18 protein-coding genes are annotated in these 17,554 nt (G+C 66.6%); 17 read left to right on the top strand and 1 reads right to left on the bottom strand.

The genetic code is table 11. The features are described from left to right. The first annotated feature begins 1 nt into the window (after position 1). The 5 genes from KW836_RS19165 (at position 2) to KW836_RS19185 (ending at position 3,852) form a co-directional block, all read left to right on the top strand. Positions 2–1,984 (top strand): prolyl oligopeptidase family serine peptidase, encoded by a 1,983-nt coding sequence (locus KW836_RS19165; RefSeq protein ID WP_218344431.1) that lies wholly within the window; start codon positions 2–4, stop codon positions 1,982–1,984. Beyond that, positions 1,981–2,238: a DUF1488 family protein gene (locus KW836_RS19170; protein WP_175138669.1), complete on the top strand. Its 258-nt coding sequence runs from the start codon at positions 1,981–1,983 to the stop codon at positions 2,236–2,238. The genes KW836_RS19165 and KW836_RS19170 overlap by 4 nt, the downstream gene beginning before the upstream one ends. A gap of 136 nt (positions 2,239–2,374) precedes the next feature. Beyond that, positions 2,375–2,938 (top strand): DUF4142 domain-containing protein, encoded by a 564-nt coding sequence (locus KW836_RS19175; protein ID WP_218344432.1) that lies wholly within the window; start codon positions 2,375–2,377, stop codon positions 2,936–2,938. Between the two features lie 154 nt (positions 2,939–3,092). Then, entirely contained in the window at positions 3,093–3,599 is a 507-nt protein-coding gene (locus KW836_RS19180) for a ferritin-like domain-containing protein (protein ID WP_218344433.1), read from the top strand. A 106-nt stretch (positions 3,600–3,705) separates the two neighbouring features. Continuing rightward, entirely contained in the window at positions 3,706–3,852 is a 147-nt protein-coding gene (locus KW836_RS19185; RefSeq protein ID WP_191579359.1) for a hypothetical protein, read from the top strand. A 35-nt stretch (positions 3,853–3,887) separates the two neighbouring features. On the opposite strand, the gene KW836_RS19190 is transcribed toward KW836_RS19185, so the two are convergent. Further along, a complete protein-coding gene (locus KW836_RS19190; protein ID WP_218344434.1) occupies positions 3,888–4,112 on the bottom strand; it encodes a hypothetical protein in 225 nt (74 codons plus the stop codon). Between the two features lie 219 nt (positions 4,113–4,331). Between KW836_RS19190 and KW836_RS19195 the strand changes: the two genes are divergently transcribed. From KW836_RS19195 to KW836_RS19250, 12 genes are all read left to right on the top strand, one after another. Next, on the top strand, positions 4,332–4,811 hold the full coding sequence (locus tag KW836_RS19195; protein ID WP_218344435.1) for a hypothetical protein: 480 nt from the start codon (positions 4,332–4,334) through the stop codon (positions 4,809–4,811). Between the two features lie 68 nt (positions 4,812–4,879). Further along, on the top strand, positions 4,880–7,597 hold the full coding sequence (locus KW836_RS19200; protein ID WP_218344436.1) for an ATP-binding cassette domain-containing protein: 2,718 nt from the start codon (positions 4,880–4,882) through the stop codon (positions 7,595–7,597). Positions 7,598–7,748: 151 nt separating this feature from the next. Further along, complete coding sequence (locus tag KW836_RS19205; protein WP_218344437.1) at positions 7,749–9,020, top strand: glycosyltransferase family 1 protein; 1,272 nt, start codon at positions 7,749–7,751, stop codon at positions 9,018–9,020. 12 nt (positions 9,021–9,032) lie between these two features. Further along, positions 9,033–9,761, top strand: coding sequence for an SDR family oxidoreductase (locus tag KW836_RS19210; RefSeq protein ID WP_218344438.1), 729 nt, complete (start codon positions 9,033–9,035; stop codon positions 9,759–9,761). Further along, complete coding sequence (locus tag KW836_RS19215; protein ID WP_218344439.1) at positions 9,752–10,339, top strand: HAD-IIIA family hydrolase; 588 nt, start codon at positions 9,752–9,754, stop codon at positions 10,337–10,339. The genes KW836_RS19210 and KW836_RS19215 overlap by 10 nt, the downstream gene beginning before the upstream one ends. Then, positions 10,336–11,460, top strand: coding sequence for a glycosyltransferase family 9 protein (locus KW836_RS19220; RefSeq protein ID WP_218344440.1), 1,125 nt, complete (start codon positions 10,336–10,338; stop codon positions 11,458–11,460). Before KW836_RS19215 ends, KW836_RS19220 begins: the two co-directional genes overlap by 4 nt. Next, entirely contained in the window at positions 11,448–13,187 is a 1,740-nt protein-coding gene (locus KW836_RS19225; protein WP_218344441.1) for a carbamoyltransferase C-terminal domain-containing protein, read from the top strand. Before KW836_RS19220 ends, KW836_RS19225 begins: the two co-directional genes overlap by 13 nt. After that, positions 13,184–14,170, top strand: a complete 987-nt coding sequence (locus tag KW836_RS19230; protein WP_218344442.1) for a glycosyltransferase family 2 protein — start codon at positions 13,184–13,186, stop codon at positions 14,168–14,170. The genes KW836_RS19225 and KW836_RS19230 overlap by 4 nt, the downstream gene beginning before the upstream one ends. Continuing rightward, complete coding sequence (locus KW836_RS19235; RefSeq protein WP_218344443.1) at positions 14,167–15,231, top strand: glycosyltransferase family 9 protein; 1,065 nt, start codon at positions 14,167–14,169, stop codon at positions 15,229–15,231. The genes KW836_RS19230 and KW836_RS19235 overlap by 4 nt, the downstream gene beginning before the upstream one ends. Next, the gene (locus KW836_RS19240) at positions 15,228–16,193 is read left to right on the top strand and encodes a glycosyltransferase (protein ID WP_218344444.1); all 966 of its coding nucleotides are present in this window, start codon (positions 15,228–15,230) and stop codon (positions 16,191–16,193) included. The genes KW836_RS19235 and KW836_RS19240 overlap by 4 nt, the downstream gene beginning before the upstream one ends. Beyond that, positions 16,190–17,212, top strand: a complete 1,023-nt coding sequence (locus KW836_RS19245; RefSeq protein ID WP_370633047.1) for a UDP-glucuronic acid decarboxylase family protein — start codon at positions 16,190–16,192, stop codon at positions 17,210–17,212. Before KW836_RS19240 ends, KW836_RS19245 begins: the two co-directional genes overlap by 4 nt. A 68-nt stretch (positions 17,213–17,280) precedes the next feature. Beyond that, on the top strand, positions 17,281–17,520 hold the full coding sequence (locus tag KW836_RS19250; RefSeq protein ID WP_191579371.1) for a hypothetical protein: 240 nt from the start codon (positions 17,281–17,283) through the stop codon (positions 17,518–17,520). Positions 17,521–17,554: the final 34 nt, after the last annotated feature.

A 17,554-nucleotide genomic window follows, 5' to 3' on the forward strand; every position in this document is an offset into this window, starting at 1 on the left:
CTTGTACCGCGCCATCAGCAGCCTGGATTGCGCGCATGACGACGGCCTGGGTGTCTGTGCGGTCCATAGCATCGACGCTGGTTCGGGCGATCCCCTGACCAATCTGTGGCTCGTGCCCACCGACGGCACGGCGCCCCAACAATTCACGCAAGGCGACGCGGATGATGCGCCGCGATGGTCGCCAGACGGTTCGAGTGTCGCGTTCCTGGCGACGCGTGGCGCGGGCCGGCAGGTGTACCTGATCGCGCGATCTGGCGGCGAGGCTCGTCAGATCACCAGCCTGGCCTCGGGTGTGATTTCGGCCGACTGGATGCCTGACGGACAACGCATGCTGATCTGCACCAGCCTCATCATCGATCCCGAACACCCTGACGCGGACCCGCCGGAAAATGCGGATCAGCCGGCCGATGCGCCCCGCGTCGCCACGCGTCTGCCGTTCAAGCTGGACGGCCCGGCCGAAAAGACCAACACCGCGCTGCATCTGCATGTCTTGGACGTGCAAAGTGGAAACACCACACAACTGACGCATGGCTTTTTTGACGTCACCAGCGCAGAGGCGAGCCCGGATGGTCAATACATCGCCTACACGCGGACCCGTGAGGGCCGGCTCGCGCATCGCTCGGATCTGTGGGTCGTCGCCGCCGACGGCAGCGGCGCCAAACAACTGAGCCGCGATCTGGCGTCGGTGCAAAGCCCGCGATGGTCGCAAGACGGAACATCCATCGTTGTCACCGGCTCGGATGTGGACGGCGATGCGCAGATGCGGCTGTGGTTGGTGGCCGTTGCGGACGCGGTGGTTGAGCCGCTGGGAAGCGACGCAATAGAAATCGTGCTGGGCAGTTCCGTGCGTTGGCTGCCGGATACGCCGGCTATCGTGGCCGTGGTCGCACGCAGCGGCCGCCAGCACCTGGCGCGCATCTCGGTGCCCGGCGGCGACGTCACGCCGCTGGTCACGGGCGACCGTCACATCTCGATGGCGGCGGTATCCAGGCAGTGGCTGCTGTACGTGGATCAGGATGCGCGATCGCCGCAGGAGGTCTGGTGCGCCGACCTGCAGGGCAATGAACAGAAGCAGCTGACCCAGTTCAATGCGTGGTGGAATGACCGTCTGCTGCCGGACGTGCAGGTCAAACGGTTCGACGTGCCGGACGGCATCGGCGGCCGGGAGCAGATCGACGGCTGGCTGCTGCGCCCGCCGGGGCAGAACGGCCCCACGCCGATGCTGGTGGATTTGCACGGCGGCCCGTCCAGCTATGTGCTCCTCGATTTTCGGTCGCATGTGTATTGGTATGTCCTGCTGGGACTGGGCTGGAGCATTCTTGCGGTCAACGCGGCCGGGTCCAGCAGCTACGGCCGCGAGTTCAGCGCGCGTGTGCTTGGACGCTGGGGTGAATGCGATCTGGATCAGCATCTGGCCGCCGCCCAAGCGTTGCGGTCCGAAGGGATTGCGGACGAGCGCATCGCCGTTACCGGAAAGTCCTACGGCGGATACCTTGCCGCGTGGGCGGTTTGCACCACGTCCGCGTTCAAGGCCGCGGTGGTGTCCGCGCCCGTCACCTCGCTGGAACACCATTTCGGCACGTCGGATAGCGGCTACTACTCGGATGCGTACTCGATGGGCGGCGCACCGTGGGAACGCCGCGATCTGATGCATCGCTTATCGCCGCTGGAGCGCGTGGAAGCCGTGCGCACGCCGACGTTGATCCTGCAGGGTGATGCGGACAATCGCTGTCCCAAATCGCAGGCCGAGGCGTTCTTCACGGGGATCACCACTTCTTCGAGAACGGCAAGACCGACCACCGCATCGACGCGGTGCAGCGCTGCGTGGATTGGCTCGAGCGCTGGACGCGGGGATGAAGGGCATCCGAGCGAAAGCCCTGCGCAATCCAGTGGGCCAGAGAGGAACATTACTTGCTGGCCCTTCCTGTCGGCGCGTCGTTGCGCGGCGCGCCTCCATCAACCACGAGGCAGGAGGATTGAATGAAATTCACGAAAGCGACCAACGCGAAAGCGCAAGGCGATGCCATTGTGTTCGAGATGGAAACGGCCGGCGTGACGCGGCAGTTCGAGATATCGGGCGACGTGCTGCGGCGGCGGTTTGGCGCCGCGGATGACACCGCGCCCGAATTGTTGCGTGCATTCGAAAGCGGGGCGGACGCGCTGCGCGAGCTTGCGCACCGCACCCAGTGGGTTCCGTCCGATGGCCCGATACAAGTGGGTGAGGGCGATTTCGGCTGAGTCGGATGCCGCCGCGTAACACCGGCCGTTCGGCCGGCCTCGCAGCGTCGCCAGGCATGACGATTGCTGAGTGTTTCTCGTTCGCCGGGCGGCATCAGGCCGATAGCCGGCGACTTAATTTCTACTGGAGGTCCGAATGAAAAACCGTCTTTTGAAAGCAGGGCTTGGCGCCGCAATTGTCCTCAGCCTGAGTTCGGTTGCGCTCGCGCAGACGGCGGCGACGCCCGGCGGCCAGGTGCCCGCTGCAACAAACAAGCTGGACAGCGAAGCTCGCGGCTTCCTGACCGACGCGGCAGAGTCCGGCCATCTTGAGGTTGCCGGCAGCAAGATGGCGCTGGAGAAGTCGCAGAACGCCGAGGTCAAGCAATTTGCGCAGAAGATGATCGACGATCACACCAAGGTAGCCCAGAAGCTCGAAGCCCTGGCCAAGAGCAAGGGATTTGAGCCGCCCAAGGATCCTTCCATGATGCAGACGGCCAAGCTCAAGGCCTTGGGGCTGCGTGATGAGGGATTCGACAAGGCGTACGCCGACGAGATCGGCGTGGACGCGCACGAGGATGCCGTCAAGCTTTTCGAGAAGGCCTCAAAGGAAGTGAAGGATCCGGAGGTCAAGCAGTTTGCGATCGAAACGCTGCCCAGCCTGCAGCAGCATCTGCAAGCGGCGAAGACCTTGCAGCAAAGCGTGTCGGCCAAGAAGTAATCGCGTCCATCGGAGCCGGTGTCCGCATCGGCGCCCGGCTGTTCAAGCGGGCCTGCCCGTTCGCCATTGACGCAAGGTTCACCGGCATGCGCCTTGCTCTACACCGCGTGGGCAAGGCCCGCTTCCCACCCTCGATCCGCATACAGGAGTGATCATGAGCCAGAAGACTTTGAAGGAACTGTTTATTCACGAGCTGTCGGATGTCTACAGCGCCGAAAAGCAATTGACCCGCGCGCTGCCGAAGATGGCCCGCGCCGCCACTGACCCCGCCTTGGCGGAGGCCTTTACCGCGCATCTTGAAGAGACGCGCGGGCAGATCGAACGCATCGACAAGATCGTTGAAGGTGCGGACTTCCGCCTGAAGCGCATCAAATGCGCCGCCATGGAAGGTCTGGTGGAAGAAGGCAAGGACGTCATTGAAGACGTCGAAGAAGGTCCGGTGCGCGATGCTGCGCTCATCGCCGCGGCGCAGAAGGTCGAGCATTACGAGATCGCCAGCTACGGCACGCTTTGCACCTTCGCCAAGCAACTGGGCGAGACCGAGGCGCTGACGCTGTTGAAGGAAACGTTGGCTGAAGAAAAGGCCACCGACGAGAAGCTGAGCATGCTGGCGCTGCAGCAGACCAACGCTGACGCGGCCAAGGCAGGCAAGGCAAAGTAATTGCAACCTGCATGAAGCCGGTAGCGATGCTAATGCGGCCCTGTGTCCTTGTGGTGCAGGGCCGTCATCGCGTCACCGGTCGGGCGCGAATATTTGGGAGCGCATCATGAAACCTGTTGACGATACTTCCACCCGCGCCCGCCCGGCGCGGCGCGGCGCCAAGACTGGCCGGGGACCCTGGCTGATGCTGGCCGTCTGGATTGGCGCCGTGGCCGTGCTGTTCATCGTGGGTCTGTTGATCCGCGGGATGTAGCCGCGCGTTTGCATCAGGCGCGCTTGCGCCGCACGCTATTGGCAGAGTCGCGATGCCACCATCGTGACGACCGTGCCGTCGGGCAGTTTGTAGTGTCCATCGCCCTCCCAGGTGACTAACTGGCCGTCGGGCAGGCAGCAATAGAAATTGGCCTTTGCGTCGCCTTGGGGCTGCGAGCAGTATCTGTCGATTCGGTAAGTGCTGCCATCGGCGGCGGCTGCCACCACCTCCATGACACGCTTGTAGGCTGGGTTCGCCATGTGAGCCTCCTGTTCACCGTTCGGGCTATTGGTGCATGCGGGCTGGGCGTGGTCAATACGCATCGCAGCATCCGCCGTTGACGTGCGCGATGCAGCAAGCGGCGTTCCGAAGTGCCGCCCGGTCTCGCGGAGCCTGGAGCGGCGATTTGTGCAGGTATGCAGTTTGCTGCGTGCGCCCCGCTCGAGTCCATTAGCCGCATCAACCAGGAGGAAGTCCCAATGCCAGCTACCCCTTTGCCCGCCTATTGGGAGCGCGATGCCGCGCAAGAGGCCGTGCAGCTCGCGCGGCCGATGCTGGATGCTGCACTGTCCAACAGCAGCGTCGGTGAAAGCGGCTTTCTGCATGTGGTGGTCATGAATCCGCTTGCGCAGCCGGGCAGTAGCGAATTCGCGGACGCGATCCTGTACGAAGAAAGCATCGGCGATCCCGCGGGCTGGGATGCGGACTATGGCGCCTATGCGCGCGGCAAGGCGCGCGTGAGCTGGCGCACTGGACTGGCCACGCACGAAGTCATGGCGCTTAAACCCCATCTGCTGCAGGCAAAGGACACCCAGGTCTGGGGGAGCGTGTGCCTGGACGGAATCGTGGTCGCGGTCAGCGGCGCAAACCCCTGGTTCGATGAAGCTTTTGCCGCCGCCGTGGCATCGCTGTTCAAGGCGGTGGTGCAGGGCCGCCGCGACCGGTTGCGCGCGCGCTGACGTCGGCATGGCCGGCTGCCCGGTACGCCAATTGCTGGCCCGCCGGGCTTCGCAGGAGGGCGTGCACCATGAGCGAGCCGGACACCAGCACCAGTGATTTCTCCCGCAAGGAGGTCAATCGGACCATACTGCGGGCACTATGGAAATACCGCGGCCGCACTGCCGCCGCCATTGCGCTGCTGGTCGCGGCCAAGCTGTTGATGGTGGCGGTGCCGGCGGTCCTGAAGGCCATCGTCGACCTGTTCAGCGCGCCGGGACCGCTGGTGCTGCCGGTGTTCCTGCTGCTGGGTTACGCGCTCATGCGGTTTGGCGGCGGGGTGTTCACTGAACTGCGCGACGTGGTGTTTGCGCGCGTGGCCCTGCGCACCGTCGCCGACTTCACCGTCAGCGTGTTCTCGCGGCTGCAACAGCTGGGCGCCCGATTTCATGGCGGCCGGCCTACCGGCGCGCTGGCGCGCGACGTGGAGCGCGGCACGGCCGGCGTGGGTTTCTTGATGGGCACCGCGCTCTTTACCTTGCTGCCGACGCTGGTGGAAATCGTATCGGTGGTGCTGATCCTGGTGATGGGCTACAGCGTCTGGTTCGCGCTGATCGTGACCGTCACCTTTATTGCCTACTTTTCCTACACGACGGTGCTCGTGCGCAAACGTGTCGCGTATCAACGGCGGCTCAACGAACTGGATTCGCGCGCCAGCGGGCAGATGGTCGACAGTCTGCTCAATTACGAAGCCGTCAAGCTCAACGCCAACGAAGGGCTGGAGGCAGACCGGCTGTCGCGCGTGCTGAACGAATGGACGCGTGTTGGCGAACGCAACCAGCGCTCGCTGTCGCGTCTGCATGTGGGGCAGAGCGGCATCATCGCGTGCGGCGTGGCGTCTGTGATGCTGCTTGCCGGGCAACAGGTCGTGGGGCGCGAGATGACCGTGGGTGATCTGGTGCTCGTCAACGCCTACATCATCCAGATCTGTCTGCCCCTGAATACGCTGGGTCTCATCTTTCGGCAGGCCAAGGAAGCGTTCGTCAACGCCGAGCGCGTCTGCGACCTGTTGCGCTATCCGGCAGAAACAGGGGACGACGACAATCTGCCTTCGCTGCAAGCCGGTCCGGGAGAGGTGCGATTTGAAGGCGTGGACTTCGGCTATGAACCGGGACGGCAGATTCTGTGGGGGGTCGATCTGACGGTGCCGGCCGGCACGACGCTGGCCGTGGTGGGCGGCAGCGGCTCGGGTAAGTCAACGCTGGGCCGGCTGCTATTGCGCTTCTATGACCCCGACGCGGGGCGGGTGCTGATCAATGGTCAGGACCTGCGTGCGGTCAACGTGCGCAGCGTGCGGCGGTCGGTGGGCATCGTGCCGCAGGACACGATGTTGTTCAACGAGACCATCGCCTACAACATCGCCTACAGCCGCCCCGAGGCCACGCGCGATCAGATCGTCCAGGCGGCGCGGGGCGCGCGCATCCACGAGTTCATCGAGAGCCTGCCCGGCGGCTATGACACGCCGGTGGGCGAACGCGGCGTGAAGCTCTCGGGGGGCGAGCGCCAACGCGTGGGCATCGCGCGCGCGATCCTGAAGGATCCGACGATCATGGTGTTCGACGAGGCGACCTCGGCGCTGGATACGCGCACCGAGCGCGCGATCCAGGCGGAACTGGAGCGGCTGTCGCGGGGCCGCACGACACTGATCATTGCGCACCGGTTATCCACCATCGTGCATGCGGACAACATCATCGTGCTTGACCGCGGCAGAGTGGTCGAGCAGGGCCGCCACGAAGACCTGCTCAAGTTGCAGGGCATCTACGCGCAGATGTGGACGTTGCAGCGCCAGCAATCGGCTCTGGAAGAAGCGATGGGCCGAGACACCCGGCAGCCGGTCAACCTGGTGGCGGTAGTGGCGGGTGTGCTGGACGGATCGCGCGAACTGGCGCAGGAGAAGGGTGTGAACGTGTACACGCTGATCGGCAACGAGGCCGCGCGCATCACGGGCGATCCCAGCGCGTTGCAGCAGTTGGTGTGGGACTTGTGCCTGCATGCGATTGCCGTCACGCCGCCGGGCGGGCGCATCGAGATCAGCCTGCGCCGCGAGGGGCCGTTGGCACGCCTTGCCGTCACCGACGGCCGCACGGAACACGAGGCCGCTCCGGCGATTGCAGATGATGCCCCCCTGGTGAACCCGACCGACGGGCTGCGCGTGGCGGCCGCGCTGGATCCTGCAGAACTTGCCGTGCGCGCGCAGCGGCAGGGGGGCGCGTTTCACAGCCTGGCCGCGCCGTCGGGCGGCCTTTGCTATTGCGTCGACTTCCCGGTGCGCGCCGTCGAGCCCACGCCGCTGCGGGTGGATGTGGACTTGCCGAACCTAACCGGCGCGCACGTCATGCTGGTGGACGACCAGGCCGAGGCGCGCGAAATGGTCGCCGAAATCCTGAAGGAAAACGGCGCGCAGGTGACCGAGTTTGGGGACGGGGGCAAGGCGATCGCCGCGTTCGCGTCCGCGCCGGCGGCGCAATGGCCGCAGGTGCTGATCTGCGATCTGTCGCTGGGGGACGTGGACGGCTACGAAGTCGTGGCGCGTGTGCGTGCGATGGAAGCGGAGCGTGGTGCGGCGCTGTCGCATCGATTGCCCGCCATTGCACTGTCGGGCCATGTCAGCCAGGAGTACCGCCTGCGCACGCTGCTGGCCGGCTTTCAGGTGCACTTGTCCAAGCCTGTCGATCCGAACGAACTGCTGGCAACAGTCGGTGCGTTGTTGCCCGCCACGCGTGTGCAAACCCGGCGCGAGACCAGTTGACAGCGCGTCCTCGGCAGTTCTTACGCGTGCTTGTAAGAAGTGCCGGATAGAACCGCTGTTCCGCATGCGTTCTGGTAGCAGCGTCTCGGCACACCACTTGCTCTCGACGATGTGTATGCCGGGCACCCGCTCGACGAACGGAGTTGCCCTCATGAAGAAGATTGCCATCATCAGCGAACACGCCTCGCCACTGGCGCTGGCGGGCAGCGTGGATAGCGGCGGACAGAACGTGTATGTCGCGCATGTGGCGCGCGAGCTTGCCCGCGCAGGCATGGAGGTCGATGTCTTTACGCGCAGGGACAACGCGGCGCTGGAAGCCGAGTTCCGGTGGATGCGCGGCGTCAAGGTCATCCACGTTCCTGCGGGACCCGCGAGCTTTCTTCCAAAGGAACAGATGCTTCCGTACATGGATGAATTCTCTGCCTACCTGATGCGTCACTTCAGCCGGCAGCGGACGGGCTATGACGTCATTCACGCGAATTTCTTCATGTCGGCCATGGCGGCCCTGCCGGTCTCGCAACACCATGGCGTGCCGCTTGCCGTGACGTTCCACGCGCTGGGCAAGGTGCGCAGGCAGTATCAGCAGGGCGCAGACCTGTTCCCGGATTCACGTTTCGAGATCGAAGACGACATCGCGCGGCGCGCGGATCGCCTCATCGCGGAATGCCCGCAGGACCGGCGCGACCTCATCGAACTGTATGGCGCGGATCCGCGCCGTATCGACATCGTGCCTTGCGGCTATGACGCCGCCGAAATGACGCCGCAGCCGATGGCGGCGGCGCGGCGGGCGCTGGGGTGGAACGACGACGTGTTCACCGTGCTGCAGCTTGGTCGCATGGTGCCGCGCAAAGGCGTCGACAACGTCATCCGGGCGCTGGCGCGCTTGCGCCAGCGGCATGGCGTCGAAGCACGGTTGTGCGTGGTGGGCGGCAATACCGAGGATGCGAACGTGCAGGCCACGCCGGAGATCGGCCGCCTGCGGGCCGTTGCCGAGCAGGAGGGCGTGGCCGAGTGGGTCGAATTCGCGGGGCGGCGTGGACGTGAGGCGTTGGGCGCCTACTACTGCGCCAGCGACGTGTTCGTGACGACACCCTGGTATGAGCCTTTCGGCATCACACCGGTCGAGGCCATGGCCTGCGGCAGACCCGTCATCGGCGCGGACACCGGCGGAATCCGCAGCACCGTCGTGCATGGAAAAACAGGGTTTCTCGTGCCCCCCAAGGATCCCGACAGCCTGGCGGACAGACTCGCCGAACTGGCGGCGGATCGAACGTTGTGCGAACGGATGGGCGAGGCGGGGCGCATGCGCGCGCGTCGCCTCTATACGTGGAAGCGCGTGGGTCAGGACCTGCTGTCCGTCTATGGACGCATGGTGGCCGATGCGCCTCGGGAAGATCGGATCGCCGCGCGCATCGCGGCTTAAAGGAGCGGAACCATGCACGAATTCGAGAGCCTGGACGGGCGGGTAATCCTTGTGACCGGCGGCGGCAGCGGGCTGGGGGCGGCGCTTTGCGAGCAGCTTGCAGCGGAAGGCGCGCGCGTCGCGGTCAGTGATATCGACGAGCAGCGCGCGCACTCGGTCGCAAGCAAGCTCAAGGAAGGCGGCGCCGACGTCATGGCCTGCGTCATGGACGTTGGCGTGGCGGCTGACGTGGCCGAGTGCATGGACGCCGTCGTGCGGCAATTCGGCAAGCTGGACGCCATCGTGAATAGCGCGGGCGTCGATGTGACGGCGCCCATCGATCAGCTCGACGCGGATGTCTGGGAGCGTGTGCTTCGCACCAATCTGACGGGGCCATTTTTGATGGCCAAGCTGGGCAAGAACCGGCTAAGCCCCGGCGGTCATATCGTCAACGTGGCGTCCACCGCGGCGCGGCGCGCCTGGCCCAATGCCAGTGCCTACCATGCCAGCAAGTGGGGGCTGATGGGCTTGTCGCATGCGTTGCACGCCGAACTGCGCGGCATGGGCATCAAGGTCAGCGCGGTCATTGCGGGCGGCATGCGCACGCCGTTTCTGCTGGATCGGTTTCCGGATATCGACACGGGCACGCTGCAGGACCCGGCCAACGTCGCGCGCGCGGTGCGCTTTGTGCTGACCCAACCGCCGGAAACCGTGGTGCCGGAAGTCATGGTGCTGCCGATGAAGGAAACGTCATGGCCTTGAGGCCGGCCGTGTTCCTCGACAAAGACGGGACCGTCCTGGCGGACGTGCCCTATAACGTCGAGCCCGAGCGCATGGCTTACGCGCCGATGGCGCTGACCGGGCTGTCGCGGCTGGCGCAGACGGACCTGAGTCTGGTGGTGATCAGCAACCAGCCGGGCGTCGCGCGCGGGCTGTTCGCCGCCGACGCGCTCAACGCCGTCAGCGTCAAGCTTGCCGCCATGTTTCATGCAGCTGGCGCGCATCTGGACGGCTTCTACTGGTGTCCTCACCATCCCGAGGGCGTGGTCGAGGCCTATGCGATTGCGTGCGACTGCCGCAAGCCTCAGCCCGGGCTGCTGCTGCGGGCCGCACAGGAATTGGAACTGGATCTGCCCGCGTCCTGGTTCATCGGCGACATCCTGGACGATGTAGAGGCCGGCAATCGCGCCGGCTGCCGCACCATCCTGCTGGACGTGGGCAATGAAACCGAATGGCGCACCGGCCCGCACCGCGAGCCGACCTGCCGCGCCCCGGACCTCGACGCAGCGGCGCAGATCGTCACGGCCGGCGCGACGCTGAGGCCGGGAGCGCAATCATGAATTCCGATCCGGCGTGGCCGCGTGACGCGCACGTGCTCTGCATGCGGCTGGACAACATGGGCGACGTGCTGATGTGCACGCCGGCGATGCGTGCGCTGCGGCAAGCGGGCGCGCACCGGATCACGCTGCTGACGTCGCCGTCTGGCGCGCGCCTGGCGCCCTTCATGCCGGAGGTGGACACCGTCATGGCGTACGACGCCGCGTGGGTGAAGAACGGATCGCAGGGGCGGGATCAAGACGTCGACGCCATCGGCCGGTTGCGCGCGCTGCGGCCGGACGCGGCCGTGATCTTCACGACCTTCAGCCAGAGTCCGTTGCCGGCGGCGCTGCTGTGCCATCTGGCGGGCGTGCCGCGCGTGCTGGCGCATTGCCGCGAAAACCCATACCGGCTCATCACCGACTGGGTGCGCGACGTCGAGCCGCGGGACGGCATCCGTCACGAGGTGCAGCGCCAGCTTGATCTTGTGGCCACCGTGGGCGCGCGCAGTGACGATGATGGGCTGTCGTTCCGGGTGCGCGAGGCCGACCGCGCGTCGCTGCGTGAAAAGCTGCACCACGCGGGTGTGACCGAAACCGATGGCTGGATCTGCGTCCACGCGGGCGCCACCGCATCGTCGCGCCGCTATCCGGCCGAACTGATGGTCCAGGCGCTGATCGACCTGCGCGGCGATGGCCGCCGCATTCTGCTGCTGGGCGGACACGAGGACCCGGCGCTGGCTGCGGCGTTGGCCAGCGGGCGGCGTCTGTTGCCCGGACTGATCGACCTGTCCGACGGCCTGACCCTCGGCGAATTGGGCGCGGCGCTTGAGGGCGCGGCCGTGGTCATCTGCAACAACAGCGGCCCGGCGCATATCGCCGCGGCAGTGGGCGCACCGATCGTGGACCTGTACGCCTTGACCAATCCGCAGCATACGCCCTGGCGCACCGACGCTCGGGTGCTCAACAACGATGTGCCGTGCAAATACTGCTACCGCAGCGTTTGTCCGGAGGGACACCAAGCGTGCCTGTCCGGCGTCAGCCCCGAGCGTGTCGCGTTTGCGGCCCGGGAATTGCTGGGGCAAAGCCGCAGGTTTCAGACGGGCCCGCGCGCCGTCAAGGAGAAGATTTCATGTTCACGCTAGGCATCAATGCGGCTTATCACGACTGCTCCGCCACGCTGGTTCGCGACGGCGTGGTGGTGGCGGCGGCCGAGGAAGAGCGCTTCACCCGCGTCAAGCACGGCAAGCGGCCGGTCCCGTTCACGACGTGGCAACTGCCGTACTACGCGATTGACTACTGCCTGTCGGAAGCGGGCATCCGGCTGCGCGACGTGGATCACATCGTGTACTCGTATGACCCGTCGCTGCTGGCCAACGGCGCGGCGCTGCCGCAGGAGATCGTGCTGCCGCTGGAGCCCTCGCGCGCCGGCGCCGGCGCAGAAGGCGCGTCGCCGTGGGATCCCCTGTTTCTGTCGTACTTGGTGAACGCGCCGCGCCAGTTGCTTGACGGGGCCCCGCTGCACCTGAAGTCGCCGCGCTTTGACGATCTGACGCTGCAGCACATCATGGACCGCTGGATCTACCTGGACCATCACCTGTCGCACGAAAGCAGCGCCTTTCTGGCGGCGCCGTGCGCGGAGTGCGCGGTGCTGACCATGGATGGCCGCGGCGAGCGCACGACGACCAGCTACGGCCACTTTTCGGGCGGCGAGTACGCGCGGCTCAAACAGATCGACCTGCCGCATTCGCTGGGCCTGCTGTACGAAGAGGTCACGACCTGGTTGGGCTTTCTGCATTCGTCGGACGAGTACAAGGTGATGGCGCTGGCTTCGTTCGGCAAGCCCGAGTACCGCAAGGAATTCCGAGAAATCCTTCGCCTGGAAGAAGAGGGCGGGTACTCGTTGCAGCCGGCCCGCCTGACCGAGCGATTCGGCCCGCCAAGGCGGCGCGGCGCGCCGTTCGAGGACCGCCACAAGAACGTGGCCAGCTCGCTGCAATACGTGCTGGAAGAAACTGCGCTGCACATGGCGCAGTGGCTGTACGAGACGACCGGCGCCAAGAGCCTGTGCATGGCGGGCGGCGTGGCGCTCAATTGCGTAATGAATGCGCGCATCGCGCGGGATGGCCCCTTTGACGAGGTGTGGGTGCAGCCGGCCGCGGGCGACGCGGGCACGTCGCTGGGCGCGGCGCTGTACGTGGACTACCACCGGCGCGGCGGCAAGCGCGCGTGGACGATGGAGCATGCGTATCTGGGGCCGTCGTACTCGGATGACGAGATCGAACGCTTCCTGGACAAATCGCATCTGACTTATCGCCGGCTGGACGACGTGGCCGGCGAGGCTGCGGCGCTGCTCGCCGATGAGAAAGTGCTGGGCTGGTTCCAGGGGCGCATGGAGTTCGGCCCGCGCGCGCTCGGCGCCCGTTCGATCCTGGCGTCGCCGCGCGACAGTGCGATGCAGGCCCGCCTGAACGGCCTGAAGGACCGCGAAGACTTCCGTCCGGTGGCGCCCGTGGTGATGGAAGAGCGCGCGGCCCAGTGGTTTGACGGCCGCGGTGCGGCGTCGATCTGCGCGCCGTTCATGCTGTTCGTCTATGACGTGCTGCCGCACCGTGCCAGGCAGATCCCGGCCGTGCGGCACATTGACGGGACGGCGCGCGTGCAGACCGTGCGTCGCGACCAGAACGAACGCTACTACGACCTGCTGGCCGCCTTCGAGAAGCTGACCGGGGTGCCGGTGCTGGTCAACACCTCGTTCAACACGCGGGGCGAACCGGTGGTGTGCACGCCGCGCGATGCGATTGAGTGCTTCTGGACGTCGCCCCTGGATGCGCTGGTGATTGGCTCCTACCTCGTCGAGAAGCCGCGATGACGGCCCCGGGAGAAACGATCGCCGTGTCGGTGGTGGTGCCGACGTACCAGCGGCCCGACCTGCTGGCGCGGTGCCTGGACGCGTTGGTTCGGCAGCAGTTTCGCGCGCGTTACGAGATCCTGGTGTGTGACGATGCGGCCAGCGAGGCCACGCGCCGTCAGGTCGAGGAGTTTCCGCGTGGTCGCGAGGGTGCGCCCGCGCTGCGCTATCTGGCCGTAACCGGCACCCGCGGCCCCTCCGGCGCGCGCAACCTTGGCTGGCGCAGCGCCAAGGCCGAGATCATCGCCTTTACGGACGACGACACCATTCCCCGTCCGGACTGGCTGGCGCAGGGATTGCGCGGGTTCGCGCCGGATGTGGCCGCGGTGACCGGGGTCACGGAAATGCCCATCCCCGACCCGCCCAGCGACTACGAGCGCGACGCGTCGGGGCTGACGCGCGCCGAGTTCATTACCGCGAACTGCTTCGTGCGGCGCTCGGCGTTGCTGGCGGTCGGCGGATTCGACACGCGCTACACGATGGCGTGGCGCGAGGATTCCGACTTGCAGTTTGCGTTGCTGGACTCGGGGTTTCGTATTGCGCGGTGCGAGCGCGCGCGGGTGGTGCACCCGGTGCGGCCCGTGCGCTTCGCGGCGGGGCTGGGCATGCAGAAGAAGGTCATGTTCGACATGCTGCTGCGGCGCAAGTACCCCGCGCTGTATCAGGAGCGCATCCGCCGCCACGGCCCGCGCTTCTACCTGAGCGTGACCGGCGCGTTCGTGCTGGCTGTGGGCCTCTTCGCCACGGGTCATTCGACGGCAGCGATACCGGCTGCGGGCGTCTGGGCTGCGTTGACGGCGCACTTTTTCATGCGGCGGCTGCGCGGAACCAGCCGGACGGCGCGCAATGTGATCGATCTGGCGATCACGTCGGTGTGCATCCCGCTCTTGTCCATCTTCTGGCGCACGGTGGGTCTGCTGCGCTTTGGCAGGAGCGCCGCATGAACGCCCCGCTGCTTGCATCGTCGCCCGCACCCGCGAGCATCGCGGTCTTCCGGGCGTTGCAACTGGGTGACATGCTCTGCGCAGTGCCCGCGCTGCGTGCGCTGCGCCAGGCGTTTCCGGAGGCCCACATTGCGCTGATCGGCCTGCCGAACGCACGGGAGTTCGTCAGCCGCTTTCGCGCCTACGTGGACGAGCTGATCGAGTTTCCGGGCGTGGAAGCGTTTCCCGAGCAGGCTGCCCGCGAAGACGAACTGCCTGGGTTTTACACCCGCGTGCGCGGCGCGCAGTTTGATGTGGCGCTGCAGATGCACGGCAGCGGCGGGCAGAGCAATCCCATCGTGGGACAACTGGGCGCCAGGCGGTGCGGCGGCTTCGTCGCGCAGGCCGATCAGGGCGTTCCTGGACAGTGGCTGCCCTGGCCGGACGAGCTTCCCGAGCCGCATCGCTACCTGGCGTTGCTGCGGCATCTGGGGCTGCCTGCGGAGGACGACGCGCTGGAGTTACCTTGTTCGGAAGACGACCAGCAAGCCGCCGCCGATCTGCTGCGCGAGCACTCGCTTGATCCAACGCGCCTGGTGCTGATGCATGTCGGGGCGCGCCTGCCGTCGCGGCGATGGCCACTGGAGCGCTATGCGCGGATGGCCACCGCGCTCTTGCTGCAGGGCTGGCAGGTGGCGCTGACCGGCACCGCCGCGGAACGGCCGCTCACGGCCGACGTGCGGCGCCTGTCGGGGCGCAACCTGCCCGACCTGTGCGGCAAAACCACGCTGGGCAGCCTGGCTTCGCTGGTGCAGGCGAGCCGGCTGCTGCTCTGCAACGACACCGGCATCTCGCACATTGCGGCGGCCGTGCGCGCGCCCAGCGTCGTCATCGCCAGCGGCAGCGACGCGCGGCGCTGGGCGCCGACCAACCGCGATCTGCATGTCGTGCTTGCCGGCGATGCGCCTTGCCGGCCCTGCGCGCATGAGCACTGTCCCATTGGCCACCCGTGCGCATTGGCCGTGACGGTTCCCCAGGTGCTCCGCGAAGTGAACCGCCAGCTAGCAAGGGGAAGACAATGACGCCCGCCGCCCGCCCGCAGCGCCGCCTGCGCATCCTGACGTGGCACGTCCATGGTAATTATCTGTATGCGCTGAGCCAGGCGCCCCATGATTTCATCGTGCCCGGATTGCCGGGCCGCGTGCCGCATTACGGGGCGCTGGGCAGCAGCATCCCCTGGGGACCGGGTCTGACGCAGGTGTCCGCCTATGCGCTGCGTGACATGCAGTTCGATTGCGTGCTGTACCAGTCCCGCCAGAATCTGGAGGACGCGCGGCTGCTGCTCAGCGACGCGCAGCGCGCCTTGCCGTCCGCGTACCTGGAGCACGATCCCCCCATGCCGCATCCCACGGAAACGCGCCACGTGTTCCGCCACGACAAGGGCATGATCGTGCACGTGACGCCGTACAACGCCGTGATGTGGGATTGCGGGGACATGCCCAGCCGCGTGGTGGAGCATGGTGTGCCCGTGCCGTCGGTGTCCTATGACGGCAGCTTCGAGAAGGGCATTGCCGTGGTGAACCATCTGGGCCGCCGCGGCCGCCGCATCGGGGTCGACGTGTTCGAGCATGTGCGCGCGCACACACCGCTGGATCTGATCGGCATGGAGTCCGAGAAGCTGGGCGGGCTGGGCGAGGTGCCCAACATGGAGGTGGCGGCGTTCATGGCGCGCTACCGATACTTTTTCAGCCCTATCCGCTACGCGAGCCTGGGCTTGTCGCTGATCGAGGCCATGCTCTGCGGCGTTCCCGTCGTGGGGTTTGGCGGCACGGAGCTGCCCGTGCTGATCCGCAACGGCGAGAACGGCTACGTCGACAACCGGCTGGACCAGCTGGTGGAGGTAGGCCGCCAACTGCTGGCCGAGCCGGAGCTTGCCCGCGCGTGGGGCGCGGCCGGACGTGAAATGGCGCTGCAGCGATTCGGCATGGATCGGTTCGTGTCGGATTGGGTGGACGTATTCGAGACGTTGATGGAGACGGCATGATGGATGCAATTCCCCGTACTGGCCGCGCGCTGGTGGCCGGCGGCGCCGGCTTCCTCGGATCGAATCTCTGCGCGCGGCTGCTGAACGACGGTTGGCAGGTGGTCTGCGTGGACAACTTCCAGACCGGCAGGGCCTGCAACGTTGCGGCGCTTGCGTCGCATCCGCGCTTCACGGTCATCCGGCATGACGTGGTGGACCCGCTGGGCGACATGGAGGTGGACCGGATCTACAACCTGGCGTGCCCCGCGTCGCCCGTGCATTACCAGGCCGATCCGCTGAAGACGCTGCGCACCTGCGTCCTGGGCGCGATGCAGCTGCTGGAACTGGCGCGGCGCACCGGTGCGCGCGTGTTGCAGGCATCCACCAGCGAGGTCTACGGCGATCCGCTCGAGCATCCGCAGTGCGAGGGATACTGGGGCCACGTCAATCCCGTCGGCCCGCGCTCCTGTTATGACGAAGGCAAGCGCTGCGCCGAGACGATATTCATGGAATACGCCCATCACGAAGGCGTGGTCGTCAAGATCGCGCGCATCTTCAACACCTATGGTCCGCATATGTCGCCCGACGACGGCCGGGTCGTGTCCAACTTCATCGTGCAGGCGCTGGCCGGCCAGCCGCTCACCGTGTACGGGGACGGGACGCAGACGCGCTCGTTCTGTTACGTGGACGACCTGATCGATGGGCTGGTGCGCCTGATGGAAAGCGCCGACAACGTCGCCACACCCGTGAATCTGGGTAACCCGGTGGAACTGACGATGCTGGAAATGGCCGACATGGTGCGAGAGCTGACCGGATCGCGCGTGCCTGTCGTGCATCGCGCGTTGCCGGTGGATGATCCGACCCACCGCTGCCCGGACATCTCGCTGGCGCAGCGCAGCCTGGGATGGTCGCCCCGCGTGCACCCGGTCGATGGCATCGCGCGCACGGTGGCGTACTTCTGCGCTGACCGGGACCGGGCGCGGCGAGAGGGGCGGATGCCCGCCTTGCAAGCCCAAGCGGTGGCGCAGCAGCTTCCCTGAAGCCTGGCCGCCAGGGCCGCGGCACAGGGCTTGCTGGCCCGGACGTTTCCACCTCAAGGAGATGCGCCATGAGCACCAAGCCCCATTCCCACCAGGACGACCCCGCCGACGCGGACCGCAAGCCGGTGCCGCCCGGCGAGCGCACACTGTCGGACCGCCCGGCCGATCCGAACCGCACTGGCGCGGGGCGCCAGTTTCCGCCGGGAATGGACCCCGCGGATGTATGGGACCCGGGCCGCGCCACGCCGGATGCGCCGCCCGTGGACAACCGGTCCGGAGAAGGTCAGCCGCCCGACCGCAAAAAATGAAAGCCCGCCCGGCCGAAAGGGCGGGGCGGGCAGG

Source organism: Achromobacter sp. ACM05, assembly GCF_019218915.1.
GTDB classification, from domain to species: domain Bacteria; phylum Pseudomonadota; class Gammaproteobacteria; order Burkholderiales; family Burkholderiaceae_B; genus Achromobacter; species Achromobacter animicus.